Raw genomic sequence first — 20,511 nt, forward strand, 5'->3', positions numbered from 1 at the left:
CCCTTGAACTGGCTGCGGGCCTTCGAGGTGTCCGCCCGCTGCTTGAACTTCACCCACGCCGCCGACGAACTGTGCTTGACCCAGGGCGCGGTCAGCCAACAGATCCGCCAACTGGAAAGCCATCTGGGGGTGGCGCTGTTCAAACGCCTGCCTCGCGGGCTGGGCCTGACCGAAGAAGGCCAGGCTTATCTGCCGGTGGTGCAGGATGCGATCACGCGATTGGCGGTGGGTACCAGCGAGATTTTTGGTCAGCACAAACGCCGCCCCATCAAGGTGCGCGGCAGCCTGGCGTTTTTCGTGCACTGGTTGGCGCCCAAGCTGGTGGACTTCCGTCAGTTGCACCCGCACGTCGATATCCGCTACATCAGTAATATCTGGGTCAAGGAACTCGATGGCGAAGACGATATGGAGATTCGCTGGGGCCATGGCCAATGGCCCGGCCTGGTGTCCCAGCGCCTGACCTGGGATACCCTGTTTCCGGTCTGCTCGCCGGCCCTGATGACGCGCTCGCCCCTCAAGGCGGCAAGCGACGTGGCCCAGCACACGCTATTGCATGTGCTGGGGTACGAAGAGGGTTGGGGCTACTGGCTGAAGATGGTCGGCGCCGACGCGGTCGACTCATCGCGCGGCCTGCAGTTCGATACGCTGATCTCGACATTGCGTATGGCGGAATTAGGGCAAGGCATTGCATTGGCCCGCTCTTCAATGGTCGACGAAATGCTCCACGACGGGCGCCTGGTTGAACCCTTCGACCAGCGCATCGAAGCCAGCGAATCGTTTTACCTGGTACGCGGTTCCGGCGCCGACGAGCATCCCGACGCCGTGATGTTTTCCACCTGGCTGGTCGAGCAGGCACACCGTTATAAATAAGTGGCCGGAGCCAAACCATGCGCTACGTGAGTACCCGAAACACGGCCGTGCAGGCCGACTTCGAACAGGTTGTATTATCCGGCATCGCCGATGACGGCGGGTTATTCGTCCCTTTGGCGCTGCCGTTGTTCGCGCCCCAGGACATCGCTAACTGGTCAACCCTGCCCTACGCCGAACTGGCGTATCGGATCATCCGACCGTTTGTGGGGGCGGCGATTGCTGAAACAGACCTCAAGCGCCTGCTCAACGCAGCCAGCAGTCGGTTCCAGCACCGTGCCGTAGCGCCGTTGCATCAGGTCGACCGCAATGAATGGGTGCTGGAGCTGTTCCACGGCCCTACCTGTTCCTCGAAGGATTTTGCCGCGCAACTGCAGGCGCAGTTGGTGCAGCATTTTCTGCAGCAGCGGGGTCGACGCGCAGTGCTGCTCGGCGCCACCAATGGCGACACCGGCCTGGCCGCCATCGAAGCGTTCAAACACAGTGCCGAGGCCCACGTGGTGGCGCTCTATCCCGAGCGCGGCGTGCCCCCGCATCAGTTGCAGGCGCTGTTGGCGGTGGCGCAGCCCAATGTGCATCTGTTCGCTGTCGACGGTAGCTTCGATGAGTGCCAGGGCATTGTGAGCGGGTTGTTCAAACAGTGGCCGTGCGCGCCGTACGCGGCGATCAGCTTCAACTCCAGCAACTGGGTCAACGTGCTGGCACAACTGGTGGTGTATTTCCACGCGGTCCTGCAACTGGGCGGCGGCCAGCGGCCGATCGGCTTCAGCGTGCCGGCGGCGAGTTTCGCTGAAGTCTATGCCGGCTATATCGCCCAGAAGATGGGCTTGCCCATCACCCAACTGATCGTCGCCACCAATACCAACGACGCCCTGCATCAGTTGTTTTTGAAGAACCATTATTCCAGGCTGCGCGCCAACAAGACCTTGTCACCGGCCATGGACCTCTCGACCTTCTCCAACCTGGAGCGTTTTCTCTGGGAGGTATACGAACACGACGCCGACGCGGTGCGCGCGTTGATGGACGGGCTGGAGTCCAGCGGCGAAATGACCATCGCCAATGACTGCTGGCTGCGGGCGCGAGTGATCATTGACTCCTATGCGGTCAGCGATGAGGAAACCCTGAACGAAATAATCGCGCTGCACCGTGACACCGGCTACATTGTCGACCCCCACACCGCCACCGGCGTGATTGCCGCCCGCCTGTACCGGCGCAGCCTGGTGGCGCCCATGGTCACGCTGGGGGAAATCTCGCCGGTCAAATCGGCGGCGCTGCTCGACGAACTGGGGATCAGTGTGCCGCGCCCGGCGTGCCGCAGCGCGCAGCACAACGGCCCGGCGCATCAGCGGATCAGGCCCGACAATATCGCCCTGCTCCTTCAACAGCTCGACGCGCTGTGAGGGCGCTGTCACTGGAGGCTCAATGAAGCGCATTCTGGACCCTCTCGATGAACGCATCATCGCCGAGCTTAGGCTCAACGCCCGGGCCGCCCACGCGGAGCTGGCGGCCAAGGTCAACCTGTCGCGCAACGCTGTGCGCCAGCGTATCGAACGTTTGGAACGTGACGGCGCCATCCTGGGCTATACGGTGCTCACCGGCGACGGGCGACAAGCCGCCGCGCAGATCAATGCGGTGATCTTCGTCTATCGCTATGACCGTATGCGCGGCGAGGATGTATTGCAGGCACTGCGCGCAATACCCGAAGTCATCCAGTGCGACGTGATGAGCGGTGAGTTCGACCTGATGCTGCGCGTCGGCGCAACGAGCCCGCAGCGGGTGCACCAGGTGTGGACCCAGATCTCGGCGCTGGCGGGCGTGGAAAACACCGTGACGTCCTTCGTCTTATCGTCTGTGGTCTGAGCCGTCGCTGCGATAAAAAAGCCAACCTGCGTTGGCTTTTTTTATGCCCGGCGTATGCGCCGCTCCTTGGTCAAAACGCCCATAAAATAGAGCAAATCGGCATATTTCACTGCCCTGGTAGCGCCCTTAACCTAGAGCACAACCACTCCTCACCCAGATCAGGGGCAATAAAAAAATGACTGAATACAAACTGGCGCTGGTCGGCTTCGGCGGTGTCAACCGGGCCTTGGCGCAACTGATTGCCGAGCGTAATGAGCGCTGGAAAACCGAGTTGGGTTTCAGCCTGACAATCGTCGGCGTTACCGACTTGTTCCAAGGCTCGGTGATCAACCGACAAGGGCTGGATGCCGCCGCATTGGCCGCGCTGCCCGTGGTCGAAGGCGCGTTGGCGCAATTGCCGGGCGGCGACGCGACGGCAAGCAATGAAGCCGTGATCAAAGACTGCGGCGCCGACATGATTGCCGAAGCCACGTTCACCAACCCGGTGGATGGTGAGCCGGCAACTTCGTTCTGTCGTTGGGCGCTGGAAAACGGCAAACATGTGGTCACCACCAACAAAGGGCCGATTGCCCTGCACGGTGCCGCGTTGAAGGCTCTGGCCCAGCGCAACCAGGTGGGCTTTGAATACGAAGGGTCGGTGATGAGTGGCACGCCGGTCATCCGCCTGGCCAGGCAGTTGCTGGCCGGCAGCACCATCAGCGGTTTCGAGGGCATTCTCAACGGCACCTCCAACTTCGTGCTCACCCGCATGGAGAGCGGCCTGGGTTTCAGCGAGGCGGTCAAACAGGCGCAGACGTTGGGGTATGCCGAAGCCGACCCGACGGCGGATGTCGAAGGCCATGACGTACGCCTCAAGGTGGTGATCCTGGCCAACGAACTGCTCGATGCAAAAATCAATGTCAACGATGTGCGCTGCAACGGTATCAGCGCCCTCACCCTCGGCGACATCGAGCAGGCTCGCCAGAACAATGCCCGCTGGAAACTGATCGGCGCCGCCACACGCAATGCCGACGGCTCGGTCAGCGCCAGCGTCGAGCCGCGCCTGTTGAGCAACGATCATCCGTTGGCCAGCATCGGCGGCGCCACCAATGCGGTGTCGTTCACCACCGACCTGATCGGCACGGTGACGGTTTCGGGGCCTGGCGCCGGGCGCACGGAAACCGCGTTCGCGCTGCTGTCGGACATCATCAGCCTCCATCAATGCGCCACACAGCACCGGAAAACATGCCCATGAACGTCTCGAATCTGGCCCGCACTGTCGTGGCACCGCAGATCCAGGTCTTCAACCCTTTTGACGGTACGCCGGTCGGTGCCGTCGCGGACGTGTGTGCGTCGCAGGTTGCGCACCTGTTGGAACAGGCTCGCCACGGCGTTCGCGCTTGCGCTGCGTTGCCGCGTTACCGCAGGGCGCAGATCCTCGAACAGACCGCCTTGCACGTTGAACGCGACGCCCGGGCGTTCGCCCGGCTGATCGTCGACGAAGCCGGCAAGACCCTCAAGCAGGCCGAAAAGGAGGTCAAGCGGTGTATCAACACCCTCAAGTTGTCTGCCGAAGAAGCCAAGCGCAATGCCGGAGAAGTGATTCCATTCGATGCGTACGAAGGCTCGGAGTCGCGTCAGGGCTGGTTCACCCGTGAACCCCTGGGGTTGATTGTCGCGATCACGCCCTACAACGACCCATTGAACCTGGTGGCCCATAAACTCGGGCCGGCCATCGCCGGTGGCAACGCGGTGATTCTCAAACCGTCCGAACTGGCGCCGTTGTCGGCGATAAAACTGGTGGCGTACCTGGTCGAGGCCGGGCTGCCCGAATCGGTGGTCACGGTTGCCACCGGCGGTGCCGAGCTGGGCAAGGCCCTGGTGGCGGCGCGGGAAGTTCGCATGATTTCGTTTACCGGCGGCTTTGCCACCGGCGAGCAGATTTCCCGCACCGCGGGCTTGAAGAAACTGGCGATGGACCTGGGCGGCAACGCCCCGGTGATCGTCATGGCGGACTGCGACCTTGAGGCCACCGTGGCGAGTTGCGTATCGGGCGCGTTCTGGGCGGCGGGGCAAAACTGCATCGGCACCCAGCGGCTATTGGTGCATGCGTCGATCTATGCGGCGTTCCGGGCACGATTCGTCAGCCAGACCGAGGCATTGACGGTCGGGAACCCCCTGCTTGCCACCACCGATATCGGCCCGATGATCACCCAACAAGCGGCACAGAATGCCGAGCGCGTGGTGGCCGACGCACTGGCCCAGGGCGCCACGTTGCTTTGCGGGCATCGGCGCCAGGGCGCCTGCTACGCCGCCACGGTGCTGGAAAACGTCGATCACGCCAGCCGCCTCTGGCGCAACGAGGTCTTCGCGCCGGTGGTGGTGTTGCAGCCGTTTGAATCGTTCGAGGAAGCCATCGCACTGGCCAACGAACCCGACTACAGCCTGCACGCCGGGATCTTCACCCGCGATCTGGCCACGGCGATGACCGCTGCGCGCCGGATCGAAGCCGGCGGCGTGATGATCAATGATTCCTCCGACTATCGCTTCGATGCGATGCCGTTTGGCGGTTCCAAATACGGCAGCCTGGGCCGTGAGGGGGTGCGCTTCGCCTATGAGGAAATGACGCAACCCAAGGTGGTGTGTTTGAACACGCTGGGTTGAGCGATGCAAATCAGGTAGTTGTGCATTGGGCCGGTCCAGCCAACCGCCCAATGCGTTTTTCCGCTGATCAAGCCGCTTGCGCAGTCAAAGGCGAAAGCCGATCAGCACCTCAATCGCGGCGCAAAAGCGTATTCGGCGCCACCCCAAAGGCTTTGCGAAACGCATGGCTGAAATGAGAGAAGTCAGAAAACCCGAAGTCCAGCGCCGCCTGGGACACACTGCGCACCTGACCGCGTTCAATCGCTTCGCGGCTGGCGTTCAGGCGCTCTTTCCAGATTTCCGCCACAGGGGTTTTCTGGTACCGGGCAAAGGCGCGCGTGACGGTACGGGTGGACACATTGTGCGCCTGGGCGATGATTTCGATCGACAGGTCCGGCTCGGTCAGATGCCGTTGGATGTACTTCATGATGCGCCCATACAGGTCCAGTTCCTGGTGGGTGGTGTTCAGGTCCTGGAGTTCCAGGCTGAGCACCAGCAGGTCAAGCAAGGCCGTCGAATAACGCTTGGCGATGTGCTCATCCTGCAGCGACGCCGGCGTATTCGCAGCCTGACGCAGCATTTCACGCAAGGGAATGACGCCAGGGCGGCGGTCATCGAGGACCATTGCGGTGTACTCCGCAATGCGCGGCAGACGCTCGGTGAGCAAGGCTCGCGGAATCCGCACCAAGTGGTTTTCGGTACCACCGAAGCTGAATCGAAACGCCTGGGTTGCGTCATAAAGAAACAAATTGCCCGCGGCCAGGTTGGCTTTTCTTGAGCCTTGTTCAATTTGACCATGGCCATTTCGAGCGAAACCCAACCACAGATCCTCCGCCGGACCGCTGCGCAGGTGCCGCTCGGAGCGCTCCCAATAATGCAGTGGCGAGGACAGTGAACACAGGTCCAGATCGCCGACGGTATTGACCGCCAGCGCGCCATCGAAACTGCTCTGGGACAAGGGTTTGCTATCGGCCGCCAGGCAATGGCGACAGACCACTTCTTTCCAGTAATCAAAGCGACGTGGTGCAGGAACGGCAAGGGTCGAATACTGGGTGCTTGGGTTCATGGCACGGACCTCGGTACAGCGATGTCGTAACAGCGCGAGAAGGTGTAACTGACCTGTCACTGTTAGCAATTAATAGGCCAAGCACATTTTCATCGGCCCCAGGCGCCCAACCTGGTTATCCGCGCGCCGGGGCGGCAAAGGTTGCCTTCGCCCTGCTCACTTAAAGGTCGCCGTGCACCAACGCCGATCATCGGCGGGCCGGCAGTTCCAGCGTGTCTTTTCCAACCAAACGGTTGTCTTGACGAACCAAGCGGCCCCTCGCCGTCCCGCCTAATTTCCTCCTCACAGCAGCTCATACCCCCGCTGATGAGGCACGCCATGCATCGACCCTACGCACAACGCCTGTCTGATGCCTCCTGGCTTCTACAGGTGCGCGACCTGGTACCTGAAGAGTCGGCTTGTTGGTTGATCGAATGGGGGGCCATGAAGTTGCTGCATCGAGCGGCTACCGCCGCAGCGCTGACGCCCACCCGTAGGCCTGAACGAAAATAACGAGGAGCTCACCATGGAATCTGCAATCGACACCCATCTCAAATGCCCGCGCACCCTGTCCCGCCGGGTGCCCGACGAGTATCAACCGCCCTTCCCGATGTGGGTCGCCCGCGCTGACGAACAGCTGGAACAGGTGGTGATGGCTTACCTCGGCGTGCAATATCGCGGCGAGGCCCAGCGCGAGGCCGCACTGCAAGCCATGCGTCACATCGTCGGCAGTTTCAGCCTGGCCGATGGCCCGCAGACCCATGATCTGACCCACCACACCGACAGCAGCGGCTTCGACAATCTGATTGTCGTGGGCTACTGGAAAGACCCCGGCGCCCACTGTCGCTGGCTGCGCTCGGCGCCGGTGAACGACTGGTGGGCTTCGCAGGACCGCCTCAGCGACGGCCTGGGTTATTTCCGTGAAATCAGCGCGCCGCGTGCCGAGCAATTCGAGACGCTGTACGCCTTCCAGGACAACCTGCCCGGTGTCGGCGCGGTCATGGACACGACCAGTGGCGAAATCGAGGAACACGGTTACTGGGGCTCGATGCGCGACCGCTTCCCCATCTCCCAGACAGACTGGATGAAGCCTACGACCGAACTGCAAGTGATCGCGGGTGACCAGGCCAAGGGTGGGCGTGTCGTGGTCATGGGGCATGACAACCTAACGCTGATTCGTTCGAGGCCAGGACTGGGCGGATGCCGAGGCGGACGAACGCTCGCTGTACCTCGACGAAATCCTGCCGACCCTGCAGGACGGCATGGACTTCCTGCGTGACAACGGCCAACCCCTGGGCTGCTACAGCAACCGGTTCGTGCGCAATATCGACCTGGACGGCAACTTTCTCGATGTCAGCTACAACATCGGCCACTGGCGTTCGGTGGAGAAACTCGAACGCTGGGCCGAGTCGCACCCTACCCACTTGCGCATTTTCGTGACGTTCTTCCGTGTGGCCGCCGGTTTGAAAAAGCTACGGCTGTACCACGAAGTGTCGGTGTCGGACGCCAAGAGTCAGCTTTTCGAATACATCAACTGCCATCCGCACACCGGGATGCTGCGGGACGCACAAGCGGCAACCGCCTGAGCATTCGCACGCTGAACGCCCATTTTCGCTGGCTTGCCACCTTACCGGGTGGCACGGCATCCCTTTGCGAGGAACACACCATGAACAAGATCCGCTTGCTGACACTTACCACGGTATTGCCGATGCTCCAGGCTCAGGCCGTTGAGGTCGCCCCTGGCGACTATGAGCAATACCCCGTGGGCGCGACCATCGGTGCGATCTATTACCAGCACGCCACCACCGACTCGGCCTACGCCAACGGCCATAAGGCAAGCTCGGATTTCAGGCTGAATTCTGACGTCGGCATCCTGCGTCTGCTGCATGTGTATGCGTTGAGCGACACCGTCACTATCGACCCACAGTTCCTGCTGCCCTTTGGGCACGTCTCCAGCGACGGTGACGCCTCGGCCCTGGGCAGTACGCGCGGGATTGGCGACTTGATCCTGACGGCGCCGCTGAAGTGGCGGTTCAACGCTGCTCGCGACACCCTCAGTATCGCCCCCTATGTATATGTGCCCACGGGCACCTACGACAAAGATGACGCGCTCAACATCGGTGAGAACCGCTGGAAATTCGAACTGCAGAGCGCCTACGTCAAGCACTTCACGGAACACTGGGCGATGGACATGGTGGGCGGCGCGACCTGGTATGGCGATAACACCGACTACGGCGCCAATGCCGACCGGCTAAAGCAGGACGTGTCCTACGCAGCACAGGTGATGGGGCGCTATATGCCCGATGCCACCACCGCGTTCGGGATCGGCTTCGGACGGACCTGGGGCGGTGAGACCAACATCGAGCACGTCAACCAAGATAACGAACTGGGAACCACCAACGTGCGCCTGACGGCCACCAAGTTCGTCACGCCCCAGGACCAGATCCAGCTGCAATTGGGCAAGGACCTGTCGGTGGACAACGGGGCCAGGGAGGACTTCCGGATGAACCTGCGCTACGCGCGCGTGTTTTAAGGCGCTCCCGAAGACAGCGGCCGACCGCCCCTCGCGCTCAGCGCCGGGGGGTGTCCGGCCCAGCCAAGTCGCTGTCCGTTTCAACCAAGCCTCTGCCCGCAGGCGCGGATTATCTTGAGCGCCAGGCCACTTACGATAAGGACTGCCCTCCATGGCAATCGTTCGCCCCACCCTTGAGCAGCTACTGGACATGACGAGCCGCCTGCATATGCGGCTCAGCCCCGAGCAAGCCAGTGAATACCTGACCCTTATGCAGGCGAGTTTCGACGCCTATGACCTGATTGACGCACTGCCCGACTTCGTCCCGCCGACGCGGTATGAACGCACTGCGGGCTATCGCCCCTCGGCGGCGCACAACCCGCTCAACGCCTGGTATTACCGCACCGAAGTCAACGGTGCCCGCGAAGGCAAGCTGGCGGGCAAGACGGTTGCGCTCAAGGACAATATCTCGCTGACCGGCGTTCCGATGATGAACGGCGCCAAGCCGCTGGAGGGCTTTGTGCCCGCGTTCGATGCCACCGTTGTCACCCGCCTGCTGGATGCGGGCGCAACCATCCTCGGCAAAGCCACCTGCGAGCATTACTGCCTGTCCGGCGGCAGTCACACCTCCGACCCGGCGCCGGTGCATAACCCCTACCGTCACGGTTTTGCCTCGGGTGGCTCGTCCTCCGGCAGCGCGGCGCTGGTTGCCGCGGGCGAGGTCGACCTGGCGGTGGGCGGAGATCAAGGCGGCTCTATCCGGATTCCTTCCGCATTCTGCGGCACCTACGGGATGAAACCGACCCACGGCCTGGTGCCTTACACCGGCATCATGGCCATTGAAGCAACCATCGACCATGCCGGCCCCATCACTGCCACCGTGCGCGACAACGCGTTGATGCTGGAGGTCATGGCCGGCGCCGACGGCCTCGACCCGCGCCAGGCCGCGCCGCAGGTCGACACGTACAGCGCTTACCTGGACCGTGGTGTGAAAGGGCTCAGGATCGGCGTTTTGCGCGAAGGCTTTGAACTGGCCAACCAGGACCCGCGCGTCGCCGCCTCGGTGCGCAATGCCATTGCCCAGTTTGAGCGGTTGGGCGCGCAGGTGGAGGACGTGTCGGTTGCCGAACATGCGATTGCCGGCGCCCTGTGGCACCCGATCGGCTGTGAAGGTCTGACCATGCAGATGATGCACGGCAATGGCGCCGGTTTTAACTGGAAAGGGCTGTACGACCTTGCGTTACTGGACAAACAAGCCGGATGGCGCGAACAGGCGGATGACCTGTCCGCGTCCCTGAAGCTGTGCATGTTCGTCGGCCAATACGGGGTCGAGCGCTACAACGGGCGTTACTACGCCAAGGCGCAAAACCTCAGGCGGCTGGCACGGGCCGGTTATGACGCGGCCTTGGCACGCTATGACCTGCTGGTGATGCCGACCGTGCCGATCATTGCCCAGCCCCACCCGGAGCCGGGTTGCTCGATCACCGATTACGTGGCGCGCGCTCTGGAAATGATCGGCAACGCCTCTGCCCAGGACATCACCGGCCATCCGGCCATGTCGATTCCCTGTGGCCTGGTGGAGGGGTTACCGGTCGGGCTCATGCTGGTGGGCAAGCACTATGCCGAAGGCACGATTTACCAGGCTGCCGCCGCGTTCGAAGCGGCTGTCGACTGGAAAAACGCCTGACCGGTTCGTCCCATGCAGCGCAAAAAAAATAAAGCCGCCAGGCGCTGCTTCGAAGTTCAACGATGAGGAATCCACTGATGACCAGCCAACACACCCCCTCTACGCCCGGCGAACGCGCACAGGCGCTATTGCAGGTGCTCAAGCAAAAGGACCTGATCCCCGAGGGCTACATCGAACACATGACGCAACTGATGGCGCACGAATGGAGCCCGCAAAATGGCGCCCGCGTGGTCGCCAAGGCCTGGGTCGACCCGCAGTTTCGTGCACTGTTGCTCAAGGACGGCACCGCCGCGTGCGCCCAGTTCGGCTACACCGGCCCGCAGGGCGAGTACATCGTCGCGCTGGAGGACACGCCCGGGGTCAAGAACGTGATTGTCTGCAGCCTGTGCTCGTGCACCAACTGGCCTGTCCTGGGCCTGCCGCCTGAGTGGTACAAGGGCTTTGAGTTCCGTGCGCGCCTGGTCCGGGAAGGCCGCACCGTGCTGCGCGAACTGGGGACGCAGCTGCCGGGTGACGTGGTGGTCAAGGTCTGGGACACCAGCGCCGAAACCCGTTACCTGGTGCTGCCGGTCAGGCCTGAAGGCTCCGAGCACATGACGCAAGAGCAGCTGCAGAACCTGGTGACCAAAGACGTGCTGATTGGTGTCGCCCTGCCCCGCGTTGGCTGAACAAACCACGCATCACCGTTCAATTCCCGGAGTTTTCATTATGGATGGCTTTCACGATCTCGGCGGTTTCCAAGGCTTTGGCAAAGTCCCCCACACCATCAACAGCCTGAGCTACCAACCGGTATTCAAGCAGGACTGGGAACACCTGGCCTACAGCTTGATGTTCATCGGTGCCGATCACTTGAAGAAGTTCAGCGTGGACGAAGTGCGTCATGCCGTCGAACGCCTGGACGTTCGCCAGCATGTCGGCACCCAGTACTACGAACGCTATGTCATCGCCACCGCCACCTTGCTGGTTGAAACCGGCGTGATCACCCAGGCCGAGCTTGATCAGGCCTTGGGCTCGCACTTCAAGCTGGCAAACCCCGCACACGCCAACGGGCGCCCGGCGATCACCGGCCGCGCGCCCTTCGAGGTGGGCGACCGGGTGGTGGTGCGAGACGAGTACGTGGCCGGGCATGTGCGCATGCCGGCCTACGTGCGCGGCAAGCACGGTGTGGTACTGCACCGCACCTCACAGACGTGGCCGTTCCCGGACGCGATTGGCCATGGCGATACGAGCGCGGCGCATCAGCCGACCTACCATGTCGAGTTTCGCGTGAAAGACCTGTGGGGCGATGCGGCCGATGAGGGGTTCGTGGTGGTCGACCTGTTCGAAAGCTATCTGGACCACGCCGACCGCCCGGTGAGCGCATGATGGACGGCGCCCTGACAGGCCGACTGCCGGTGACGGTGCTTTCCGGCTTCCTCGGCGCCGGCAAGACCACCCTGCTCAACCATATCCTGCGCAACCGTGAAGGCCTGCGCGTGGCGGTCATCGTCAATGACATGAGCGACGTCAACATCGACGCCGCCGAGGTGCAGCGCGACGTGTCGCTGCACCGTGGTCGCGACGAGTTGATCGAGATGAGCAACGGTTGTATCTGCTGCACACTGCGCGCCGATCTGCTGGAGCAGATCAGTGCCCTGTCACGCCAGCAGCGTTTCGATTACCTGCTCATTGAGTCCACCGGTATCTCTGAACCGATGCCGGTCGCGGAAACGTTCGCCTTCCTCGACGCGGAAGGCTTCAGCCTCAGCGAACTGGCGCGGCTCGATACCTTGGTGACGGTGGTCGATGGCAGCCGCTTTCAGGCGTTGCTCGAATCACCACACACGGTTGCCCGCGACGACGCACAGGCGCATACGCCGATGCGCCCTCTGGCGGATCTGCTGATCGAACAGGTGGAATACGCCAACGTCATTCTGGTCAACAAGCTCGACCTGCTCGACGAAGCAGGTTACCAGGCCGTGCATGCGATCCTCGCCGGCCTTAACCCCAGCGCGCGGATCGTGCCCATGGCGCACGGCAATACCGAGTTATCCGGCATCCTCGGTACCCACCTGTTTGATTTACCCAGCCTTGCGGCGGCACCGGGCTGGATGAGGCAGATGGAAGCGAGCGACGCAGCAGCCTCCGAGACGCACACCTATGGCGTGACCTCCTGGGTCTACCGCGAACGCGCGCCTTTTCACCCTCAGCGCTTGCTCGACTTTCTCAATCGCCCCTGGAACAACGGACGGCTGTTGCGCAGCAAAGGTTATTTCTGGCTCGCCAGCCGGCACCTGGAAACCGGCCTGCTGGCGCAAAGCGGCAGGCAGTTCCAATGGGACTATGTCGGGCGCTGGTGGAATTTCATCGAGCCGTCGCAATGGCCGCGTGATGCGTATCGGTTGCAGAGTCTGATGGACAAATGGGACAGCGTTGTCGGCGACTGTCGGCAAGAGTTGGTCTTCATCGGCCAGGACCTGGATACCCACGCATTGCAACGCGAACTCGACGCCTGCCTGCTGAGCGCCGAGGAAATCGCCGCCGGCCCGTCGGCCTGGCAAGCCCTGCCGGGGGCGGCGGCCTTTGACAGCCGGGCCTTGTCGGCGCCGACGCCGTCCTTGCCGGCAGATCCCACTTGACCGAGGTAGAGGTGCTCCATGCTTTTTTTCAGCCGAACCACCCGCTGGGTACTGGCACCGCTCGCCGACAGGCTGGACCAGCCTGATCAGGCGAACACGCCGCTGTCGTCGAACCACCCGCTGTTGCGCCGCATCCTGGCCGGCGTCGAGCGGTTGCTGCAAGAGCGGCGCAGCCTCAACGAGCAGACCCGCGCGTTGACGCTGGAGGTGACGCAACTGGACGAACGCCTGACCCGTAGCGACAGCCAGTTGCGGCAGTTGCAAGCGCGCTGGGCATTGATCACCCGCGGGGCGGATGAACTGTTCTGGGAGCTGGGCCTGGATGACAGCGCTGCACCTGCGCCGGAGTGTGCGCTGGAGTGGACAGGGTCTACGTCGATCCAGACCCAGGGTATCGATCAGTTGGCGTGCTGGAGCGAACAGCTGCACCCGGCTGACCGGCAAGCGCACCTGGAGACGCTCGGCCGGCACCTGGCCGACCGCAGTGGGCGCACGCCCTTTGCGTTGAGGGCGCGGATGAGGTCCGCAAGCGGCGGTGACTATCGCTGGTGCAGCATCAGCGGTGTTTCGCGGCGCGATGCGCAAGGCTTGCCTGTGGCCATCGGTGGGACCCTGCGTGATGTCCACGAGCAACACCTGCACAACGAGACGCTCGAACTGGCGGCCACTCGTTTCGACATCGCCCGGGAAATGCTCCACGACGGGCTCTGGGACATTGAAGTCGTGGCCGGCGACCCGGCGAACCCGAAAAATACGATTTGGTGGTCTTCGCAAATGCGCCGGCTGCTGGGCTGCAACACGGTCGAGGAGTTCCCCAACACCCTGGAAAGCTGGACCTCGCGCCTGCATCCCGACGATAGCGCACGGGCGATTGCAGCGTTTGTCGCGCACGTCGACGACCGCAGCGGCAAGACGCCGTTCGACGTGGACTATCGCCTTAAACACAAAAATGGCAGTTACCGCTGGTTCCGCGGCCGTGGGCAAACGCGCCGCGCCGCGGACGGTTCGCCGCAGAGGGTGGTAGGCGCCATTACCGATATCCATGCCCACCATGAAGAAAGCGCGATGCGCGAGGCGCAGGCACAGCAACATCGGGTGATGCAGGAAACCCTCAGCAAGTTGACGCAAATCGTCGCCACCATCCAGGGCATTGCCAGCCAGACCAACCTGTTGGCGTTGAACGCCGCCATCGAGGCGGCGCGGGCAGGCGACGCCGGGCGCGGGTTTGCGGTGGTCGCCGATGAGGTTCGCAAGCTTGCCACCCGAACCAGCCAGGCGACCCGGCAAGCGGCCGAGATGATGGACAACTAGCCGGATCGACACGCCTTCGCTCGACGCGGGCACACAACACATTCCAACAATAACAATCAGGTACGTTATGCGCGATTACGACTCAGCAGTGACCTCCTTCGACTATCTGCAACTGGCTGCCCAGGACTTGCACGGCAAACTGAATGCCTTGAACGCCTGCATCGAATGCTGCGACCGGCACGCCCACGGCAATGCCGTGGCGTTGTACTGCGAAACGCGCGATGGCCGCGCCACGCGCTACACCTTCAGCGAGTTGCAGGCGTACGCGGCGCGCTTCGGCAATTTCTTGCGCGAGCAAGGGGTCAAGCCGGGCGACCGTGTGGCGGGCCTGATGCCCCGCACGGTTGAACTGTTGATCGCCATTTTGGGCACCTGGCGCATCGGCGCGGTGTACCAGCCCCTGTTTACCGCCTTCGGGCCCAAGGCGATCGAGCAGCGCCTGGGCTGCTCCGGGACACGCTGGATCGTGACCGATGCGCACAACCGTCCCAAGCTGGACGACATTCCCGACTGCCCCCGCATCCTCGTCACCGGCGGCCACGCAAGGCTCTCAAGCGATTACGATTTCTGGAGCATGCTGGAGCGCCAGCCGGCTGAGTGCCCCCCCGAGATGCTGGACGCCGACGCGCCCTTTTTGCTGATGTGCACGTCGGGCACCACGGGGCCGGCCAAGCCGCTGGAAGTACCGCTGAGGGCCATTCTGGCCTTCAAGGGTTATATGCGTGATGCGATTGACCTGCGTGAGGACGATCGCTTCTGGAACCTGGCCGACCCCGGTTGGGCCTATGGTCTTTATTACGCGGTGACCGGCCCTTTGGCGTGCGGCCATGCCACGCTGTTCTATGACGGCCCGTTCACGGTGGACAGCACCTGCCAGATCATCGCCAAGTACGCGATCAGCAACCTGGCGGGTTCGCCCACCGCCTACCGCTTGTTGATCGCGGCAGGGGCCGAGTTCGCCAGCGCCGTGCGTGGCCACTTGCGCGCGGTCAGCAGCGCCGGCGAGCCGCTCAACCCGCAAGTCATCCGTTGGTTCGCCGAACAGCTCGGCGTGGTTATCCACGACCATTATGGCCAGACTGAAATCGGCATGGTGCTGTGCAATCATCACGGCCTGCGCCACCCGATACGTGAGGGCTCGGCCGGTTATGCGGTACCCGGGTACCGGATTGTCGTGCTGGACGAGGCCGCCCGTGAATTGCCGAAGGGCCGGCCAGGCGTGCTGGCGGTGGATCGCGAGCACTCGCCATTGTGCTGGTTCAACGGCTACTTCGAGATGCCCACCAAGGCCTTCGTCGGCCGTTATTACTTGAGCGGCGACATCGTGGAGTTCAATGACGACGGCAGTATCAGCTTCGTCGGCCGTAACGACGACGTGATCACCACGTCCGGCTACCGCGTCGGGCCTTTCGATGTCGAAAGCGCGCTGATCGAACACCCGGCGGTGGTCGAAGCGGCCGTGATCGGCAAGCCCGACCCGCAACGCACCGAGCTGATCAAAGCGTTTGTCGTACTCAATACCCAGTACCCGCCAGGCGCCGAGTTGGCGGAAACCCTGCGCCTGCACGTGCGGGAGCGCCTGGCCGCCCATGCTTATCCGCGCGAAATCGAGTTCGTCGAACAGTTGCCCAAGACGCCTAGTGGCAAGCTGCAGCGGTTCATTCTGCGCAACCAGGAAATCGCCAAACAACAGGCGCTCGACGCATGACACAGGAGGAATTCCAGCACCGAGCGCTGGAGTTGTTCCAGGCCCGCAGCTTCAGCCAGGTCAGCATGCGCGAACTGGCGGCTCACGTGGGCATCAGCCCGGGCGCGATTTATCACCATGTCGAGAGCAAGGAAGCGCTGCTGTTCCAGTGGTTGATGGAGCTGTACCAGGCGTTGCTGTCGCACGTTGAGCAGATCAGGAAACGCCGACTGACGCCCGCGCAACGCCTGACAAAACTGATCGAGTGCCATCTTCAATTGCACGAACACATGCACGCGCACTTCAAGCTGGCCGTCATGGACGCCGGCTGCCTGAGCGCGTCGATGCAAGACAGTGTCCGGCGAGCGAGAGAGGCCTATGAGGCAGAAATACTGAGTTTGGTCGAACAGCTCGGCCAAGGACCTGGCGGCCCTTTGCGCGAGGGTGCGCTCACGGTCATCCTGCCCATGCTCAACAGCCTGCCCGCCTGGTTGAACCCGTTGATGGAGCGCACTCAGCGCCGCGTCATTACCAGGACCCTCGTCAACGCGCTCGTGCAGGCCATCAAGTCGCTGCCTTGAGCCGGGTATTGCGCGCAACGCCACGCCGGCAAGCGGGTCCATTCGGGCCTGGGTGTCTACACGACGTTGGGGTGGGCCTGAACCTGGAATGAGGGAGCTTGCTCCCCCCGTGACGGCTCGGGGACAAACGACGACCTAACTGACACCCCACATTTAGGTCGCGGCGCATCAAGTAGATGTCTACCCGCTGTCCGGCCGTCACGTGAGCAACCTCACGACAACGAAACGCCATCGCGCCCCCGTGCTTCGTTCGATATCCAGTTTCTTTTGCACCTCGCAGGCCCATCCGCCATGCCCACGCACTGCCATGAGGCACGTTGAAACCGCCCGATAAAATCGTTGAAAAAACCTGGGGACAGCGAAATTTCGCCGTGTTATGTTGATAACACAAACGCCACAAATGATCCTTCGATAACATTTTGGCCAGACTTTTTGATACCGCTGCGGGCTTCTCATGGACAAAACAGGTTTCCTGGACATGCTGGACAGCCGGTTCGCCGACCTCACGCCGACCGGTAAACGGATTGCCGGCTACCTGCTGGCCAACCCGCAGAAACTGCCGTTCGAGACCGCGGACAGCATTGCGCAGCAGACGGATACCACCGGCATATCGGTCGGCCGATTCTTGCGCTCGCTGGGTTATCGCAACATTGACGATGTGAAAAAAAGCCTGCGTGACGATGACGACAGCGCCTGGGTCATCACTGACAGGCTGGGGGCGTTTCGTGAGGAAAAGGTCCATGGCGATACGCTTGAGCGGTCAATGAAGCGTGAAGTCGAAGCCATCCAGCGCGTGTATGCGCTGGCGCGTGGGCCCACGTTCGCGCGGATCGTCGACCGGCTGTGCACCGCCGATGCGGTGTTTATCGTCGGCATCCAGTCGACGCGTGGCATTCTGAATGCCTTCTTCAGCCACCTGGAGTACATCAGGCCCAAGGTCTATTACGTGGATGGCCTGTCGGGCACCTATGCGGAGTCGTTGAATTCTCAATTCGAAAACCCCTACGCAGTGATTGCGGATTTTCGTATGTATTCAGCCGTGGCGCGGACCTTCTGCGATGTCGCCCACCAACAGCACCTGCCGCTGGCCTTCATTACCGATTTTCAGTGCCCCTGGGCACGGGATTATCCGCATGACCTGCTTCAACTGGATTCGGACGTGGGGCAATTCTGGGACTCGCTGGCGCCGCTTTCCTGCCTGCTCAACCTGATCGTTTCCGCAGTGGCCGAGCAACTGGGCGACAGCCTGGATGAACGCCTGGCAAGGAACCGCGAGTTGCAACAACTGTTCGGTCAATTTGATTGATCACGTGGCGATGCCCCATTCAACGTCTGTGCTGGAGCCTTGAAGTGAATAACACCCCCCTCATCGAAGTGGATGCCCAGGCGTTGAAAATCGAGGTCGACCTGGTGTACGCCAGGGCCGATAACCTGGCCGGCAAACAGATCTATCAGGACCCGCGCTGCCTGTTACAGCCCGACGCTCACGCCTGCCTGCGCAAGGCCTGCCAACTGGCCCACCAGGCGGGTTTGAGCCTGCGCATTCTCGACGCCTACCGGCCGCCGTACGCTCAATACCTGTTGTGGGCCGCGCTGCCCAATGCCGAATACGTTCGCGACCCCGCCCTGGGCTCGCATCACAGTCGCGGCGTGGCCGTCGATCTCACGCTGATCGATGCCAATGGCAAGGCATTGGATATGGGCACCGGGTTTGACGACATGCGCGAAAAGTCGCACCAGTTCTATGTTGATCTTCCTCCCCAGGTGCAACAGAACCGCTTGATCCTGCTAGGGATCATGCTCGCGTCCGGATTCACCTACATAGACAGCGAGTGGTGGCATTACGAATTACCTGATGCACAGCAGTACCCACTGATTGACGACCCGTCAGTCGCGCCCGCCCCTTGATCCAATGACCGTGACACCCGACCGGGGCCTCTATAAATCCCGGCGTAGAACAACAGCAACACTGGGATGCCCTGACGCAGCCCGTTTACTGCCCGGTAAAGCACCAATAAAAAACCTGAAAAATTCCATACATCGAACGATAAAGGAACCGGCATGAAATCAATCGTTGAACCTCGTCATCTGGCGATGGCTGTTTTCTTCAGCGCAATGGGCCTCGGCTCATTTCAGGCGGCCAGTGCGGCCGTACCCCAGGACACCTTGATGATCGGTAAACCGTCCGATCCTCAAACGCTCGACCCGGCGGTGACCATCGATAACAACGACTGGGCCATTACCTACCCGGCTTATCAGCGCCTGGTGACGTACAAGGTCGAAAACGGCAAAGGCAGCACCGAAGTGCAAGGCGAACTTGCCGCCAGTTGGTCGACCTCACCGGACAACCTCACCTGGGAATTCAAGCTCAAGCCCGGCAACAAGTTCGATGACGGCTCCGAGGTGAATGCCGAGGCGGTCAAGTTTTCCTTTGATCGCGTGATGAAACTCAAACAAGGGCCTTCGGGAGCGTTCCCTGAAGATATGGACGTCAGCACGGTCGACCCAATGACGGTGCGCTTTACCCTCAAAGCGCCCTATGCACCGTTTCTGTCGACGCTGGCGCACAACGGCGCCGCTATCGTGAACCCCGCCGTGGCCAAGAAGCCTGAAGGTGCCGAGACCTATCTGTCGACGCATACCGCCGGCTCCGGGGCGTTCAAACTGATCAACTGGCAGAAAGGCCAGGCCCTGACCATGGAACAGAACAGCTACTACGCCGGCCCCAAGCCGACCCTGAACAAGGTCGTCGTCAAGATCATCGGCGAGGCCTCGGTACGCCGCCTGCAACTGGAACATGGCGACCTGGACATCATCGAAGACATGCCGGAGGACCAGCTCCAGGCCCTGGCGAAAAAACCCGGGATTGTGATCGGTGATTACCCCTCGCTGCGGGTGACGATGCTCTACCTGAACACGCAGAAAGCGCCGCTGAACAACCCGGATGCCCGCCGCGCAATCATTGAGTCGGTCGACTACAACGGGATTATCCAAGGCATCCTGGGCGGCAAGGCAAAACCATTGAACGGCCCGATTCCACAGGGCATGTGGGCGTATGACGAAAAGCTGCCGGCGCTCAAGCAGGACCTGAGCAAAGCCAAGGCGGACCTGGCCAGGGTCTCGCCAAAAGTCAGTAACCTGACCTTCATGTATTCCGACAAAGACCCGAACTGGGAACCCATCGGCTTGACCTTGCAAGCCGGCCTGCAATCGATCGGCGTCAACCTGAAGATGGAAAAACTGGCCAACGCCAGCATGCGTGAACGCTTGGGCACGGGGGATTTCGACGTCGCCATCGGCTCATGGAGCCCGGATTTTGCCGACCCCTACATGTTCATGAATTTCTTTTTCGACTCCAAGCTCAAGGGGCTGGCGGGCAACCGTTCCCTGTACGACAACCCGGCGGTCGACAAACTGATTCGTGAATCGGCCACCACCAACGACATGGCCAAGCGTGTCGAGCTGTATCAGCAGGCGCAGAAGATCGTGCTCAATGACAGCGTCTACGCCTATCTCTACCAAAAGGCCTACACCTTGCCGATGAGCGACAAGGTCAAGGGGTATGTGTTCAACCCGATGCTTGAGCAAGTCTTCAACATCGGCACGATCACCAAGTAAGCCACGGCGGGCGGCAGCGGCCTCGCGGCTCACGCGAGCCCGCTGCCACGCCATGCCCGCGAGCAGCCTGGCCCTGCCCCCCTTTATAGAGTGACCGAGGTGC

Annotated in this window: 17 protein-coding genes and 1 pseudogene; 17 read left to right on the forward strand and 1 reads right to left on the reverse strand. The window is 61.9% G+C overall.

Going from position 1 to position 20,511, the window contains the following annotated elements:
• Positions 1-27: 27 nt before the first annotated feature.
• The 5 genes from AB4O23_RS21420 (at position 28) to AB4O23_RS21440 (ending at position 5,370) form a co-directional block, all read left to right on the forward strand.
• Positions 28-870, forward strand: a complete 843-nt coding sequence (locus AB4O23_RS21420) for a LysR substrate-binding domain-containing protein (protein WP_460060471.1) — start codon at positions 28-30, stop codon at positions 868-870.
• Positions 871-887: 17 nt separating this feature from the next.
• Positions 888-2,267 carry a threonine synthase gene (gene thrC / locus AB4O23_RS21425; protein ID WP_065877834.1) on the forward strand — a complete coding sequence of 460 codons (1,380 nt, stop codon included), beginning with the start codon at positions 888-890 and terminating at the stop codon, positions 2,265-2,267.
• Between the two features lie 22 nt (positions 2,268-2,289).
• Positions 2,290-2,727 (forward strand): Lrp/AsnC family transcriptional regulator, encoded by a 438-nt coding sequence (locus AB4O23_RS21430; protein ID WP_017528328.1) that lies wholly within the window; start codon positions 2,290-2,292, stop codon positions 2,725-2,727.
• 175 nt (positions 2,728-2,902) lie between these two features.
• On the forward strand, positions 2,903-3,961 hold the full coding sequence (locus AB4O23_RS21435; protein ID WP_017528327.1) for a homoserine dehydrogenase: 1,059 nt from the start codon (positions 2,903-2,905) through the stop codon (positions 3,959-3,961).
• Complete coding sequence (locus AB4O23_RS21440; RefSeq protein ID WP_017528326.1) at positions 3,958-5,370, forward strand: aldehyde dehydrogenase family protein; 1,413 nt, start codon at positions 3,958-3,960, stop codon at positions 5,368-5,370. Before AB4O23_RS21435 ends, AB4O23_RS21440 begins: the two co-directional genes overlap by 4 nt.
• 109 nt (positions 5,371-5,479) lie before the next feature.
• Here the strand turns inward: AB4O23_RS21440 and AB4O23_RS21445 are convergent, their stop codons facing one another.
• The gene (locus tag AB4O23_RS21445; protein ID WP_065877830.1) at positions 5,480-6,415 is read right to left on the reverse strand and encodes an AraC-like ligand-binding domain-containing protein; all 936 of its coding nucleotides are present in this window, start codon (positions 6,413-6,415) and stop codon (positions 5,480-5,482) included.
• A gap of 505 nt (positions 6,416-6,920) precedes the next feature.
• On the opposite strand from AB4O23_RS21445, the pseudogene oxdA reads away from it, so the two are divergent.
• The 12 genes and pseudogenes from oxdA to AB4O23_RS21505 all read left to right on the forward strand — a co-directional run bounded on the left by oxdA (position 6,921) and on the right by AB4O23_RS21505 (position 20,408).
• A pseudogene (gene oxdA / locus AB4O23_RS21450) lies at positions 6,921-7,980 on the forward strand (aliphatic aldoxime dehydratase).
• 80 nt (positions 7,981-8,060) lie between these two features.
• On the forward strand, positions 8,061-8,927 hold the full coding sequence (locus AB4O23_RS21455; RefSeq protein WP_068932193.1) for a transporter: 867 nt from the start codon (positions 8,061-8,063) through the stop codon (positions 8,925-8,927).
• Positions 8,928-9,078: 151 nt separating this feature from the next.
• Positions 9,079-10,593, forward strand: a complete 1,515-nt coding sequence (locus tag AB4O23_RS21460) for an amidase (protein WP_460150246.1) — start codon at positions 9,079-9,081, stop codon at positions 10,591-10,593.
• Positions 10,594-10,670: 77 nt separating this feature from the next.
• The gene (nthA, locus tag AB4O23_RS21465) at positions 10,671-11,261 is read left to right on the forward strand and encodes a nitrile hydratase subunit alpha (RefSeq protein ID WP_065877828.1); all 591 of its coding nucleotides are present in this window, start codon (positions 10,671-10,673) and stop codon (positions 11,259-11,261) included.
• A 40-nt stretch (positions 11,262-11,301) separates the two neighbouring features.
• Complete coding sequence (gene nthB / locus AB4O23_RS21470; protein WP_003173242.1) at positions 11,302-11,958, forward strand: nitrile hydratase subunit beta; 657 nt, start codon at positions 11,302-11,304, stop codon at positions 11,956-11,958.
• Positions 11,955-13,211: a GTP-binding protein gene (locus AB4O23_RS21475; protein ID WP_065877826.1), complete on the forward strand. Its 1,257-nt coding sequence runs from the start codon at positions 11,955-11,957 to the stop codon at positions 13,209-13,211. Before nthB ends, AB4O23_RS21475 begins: the two co-directional genes overlap by 4 nt.
• A gap of 18 nt (positions 13,212-13,229) precedes the next feature.
• A complete protein-coding gene (locus tag AB4O23_RS21480; RefSeq protein WP_460060475.1) occupies positions 13,230-14,522 on the forward strand; it encodes a methyl-accepting chemotaxis protein in 1,293 nt (430 codons plus the stop codon).
• A 67-nt stretch (positions 14,523-14,589) separates the two neighbouring features.
• On the forward strand, positions 14,590-16,230 hold the full coding sequence (locus tag AB4O23_RS21485) for an AMP-binding protein (protein ID WP_217856345.1): 1,641 nt from the start codon (positions 14,590-14,592) through the stop codon (positions 16,228-16,230).
• Positions 16,227-16,790, forward strand: coding sequence for a TetR/AcrR family transcriptional regulator (locus AB4O23_RS21490; protein ID WP_017528317.1), 564 nt, complete (start codon positions 16,227-16,229; stop codon positions 16,788-16,790). Before AB4O23_RS21485 ends, AB4O23_RS21490 begins: the two co-directional genes overlap by 4 nt.
• Before the next feature lie 454 nt (positions 16,791-17,244).
• Positions 17,245-18,096 carry a MurR/RpiR family transcriptional regulator gene (locus AB4O23_RS21495; RefSeq protein ID WP_017528316.1) on the forward strand — a complete coding sequence of 284 codons (852 nt, stop codon included), beginning with the start codon at positions 17,245-17,247 and terminating at the stop codon, positions 18,094-18,096.
• Between the two features lie 44 nt (positions 18,097-18,140).
• Positions 18,141-18,698, forward strand: a complete 558-nt coding sequence (gene ddpX, locus AB4O23_RS21500) for a D-alanyl-D-alanine dipeptidase (protein ID WP_460060477.1) — start codon at positions 18,141-18,143, stop codon at positions 18,696-18,698.
• Between the two features lie 153 nt (positions 18,699-18,851).
• Positions 18,852-20,408 carry an ABC transporter substrate-binding protein gene (locus AB4O23_RS21505; RefSeq protein ID WP_017528314.1) on the forward strand — a complete coding sequence of 519 codons (1,557 nt, stop codon included), beginning with the start codon at positions 18,852-18,854 and terminating at the stop codon, positions 20,406-20,408.
• The last annotated feature ends 103 nt before the right edge of the window (positions 20,409-20,511 follow it).

It is taken from the genome of Pseudomonas sp. H2_A10 (assembly GCF_054680085.1).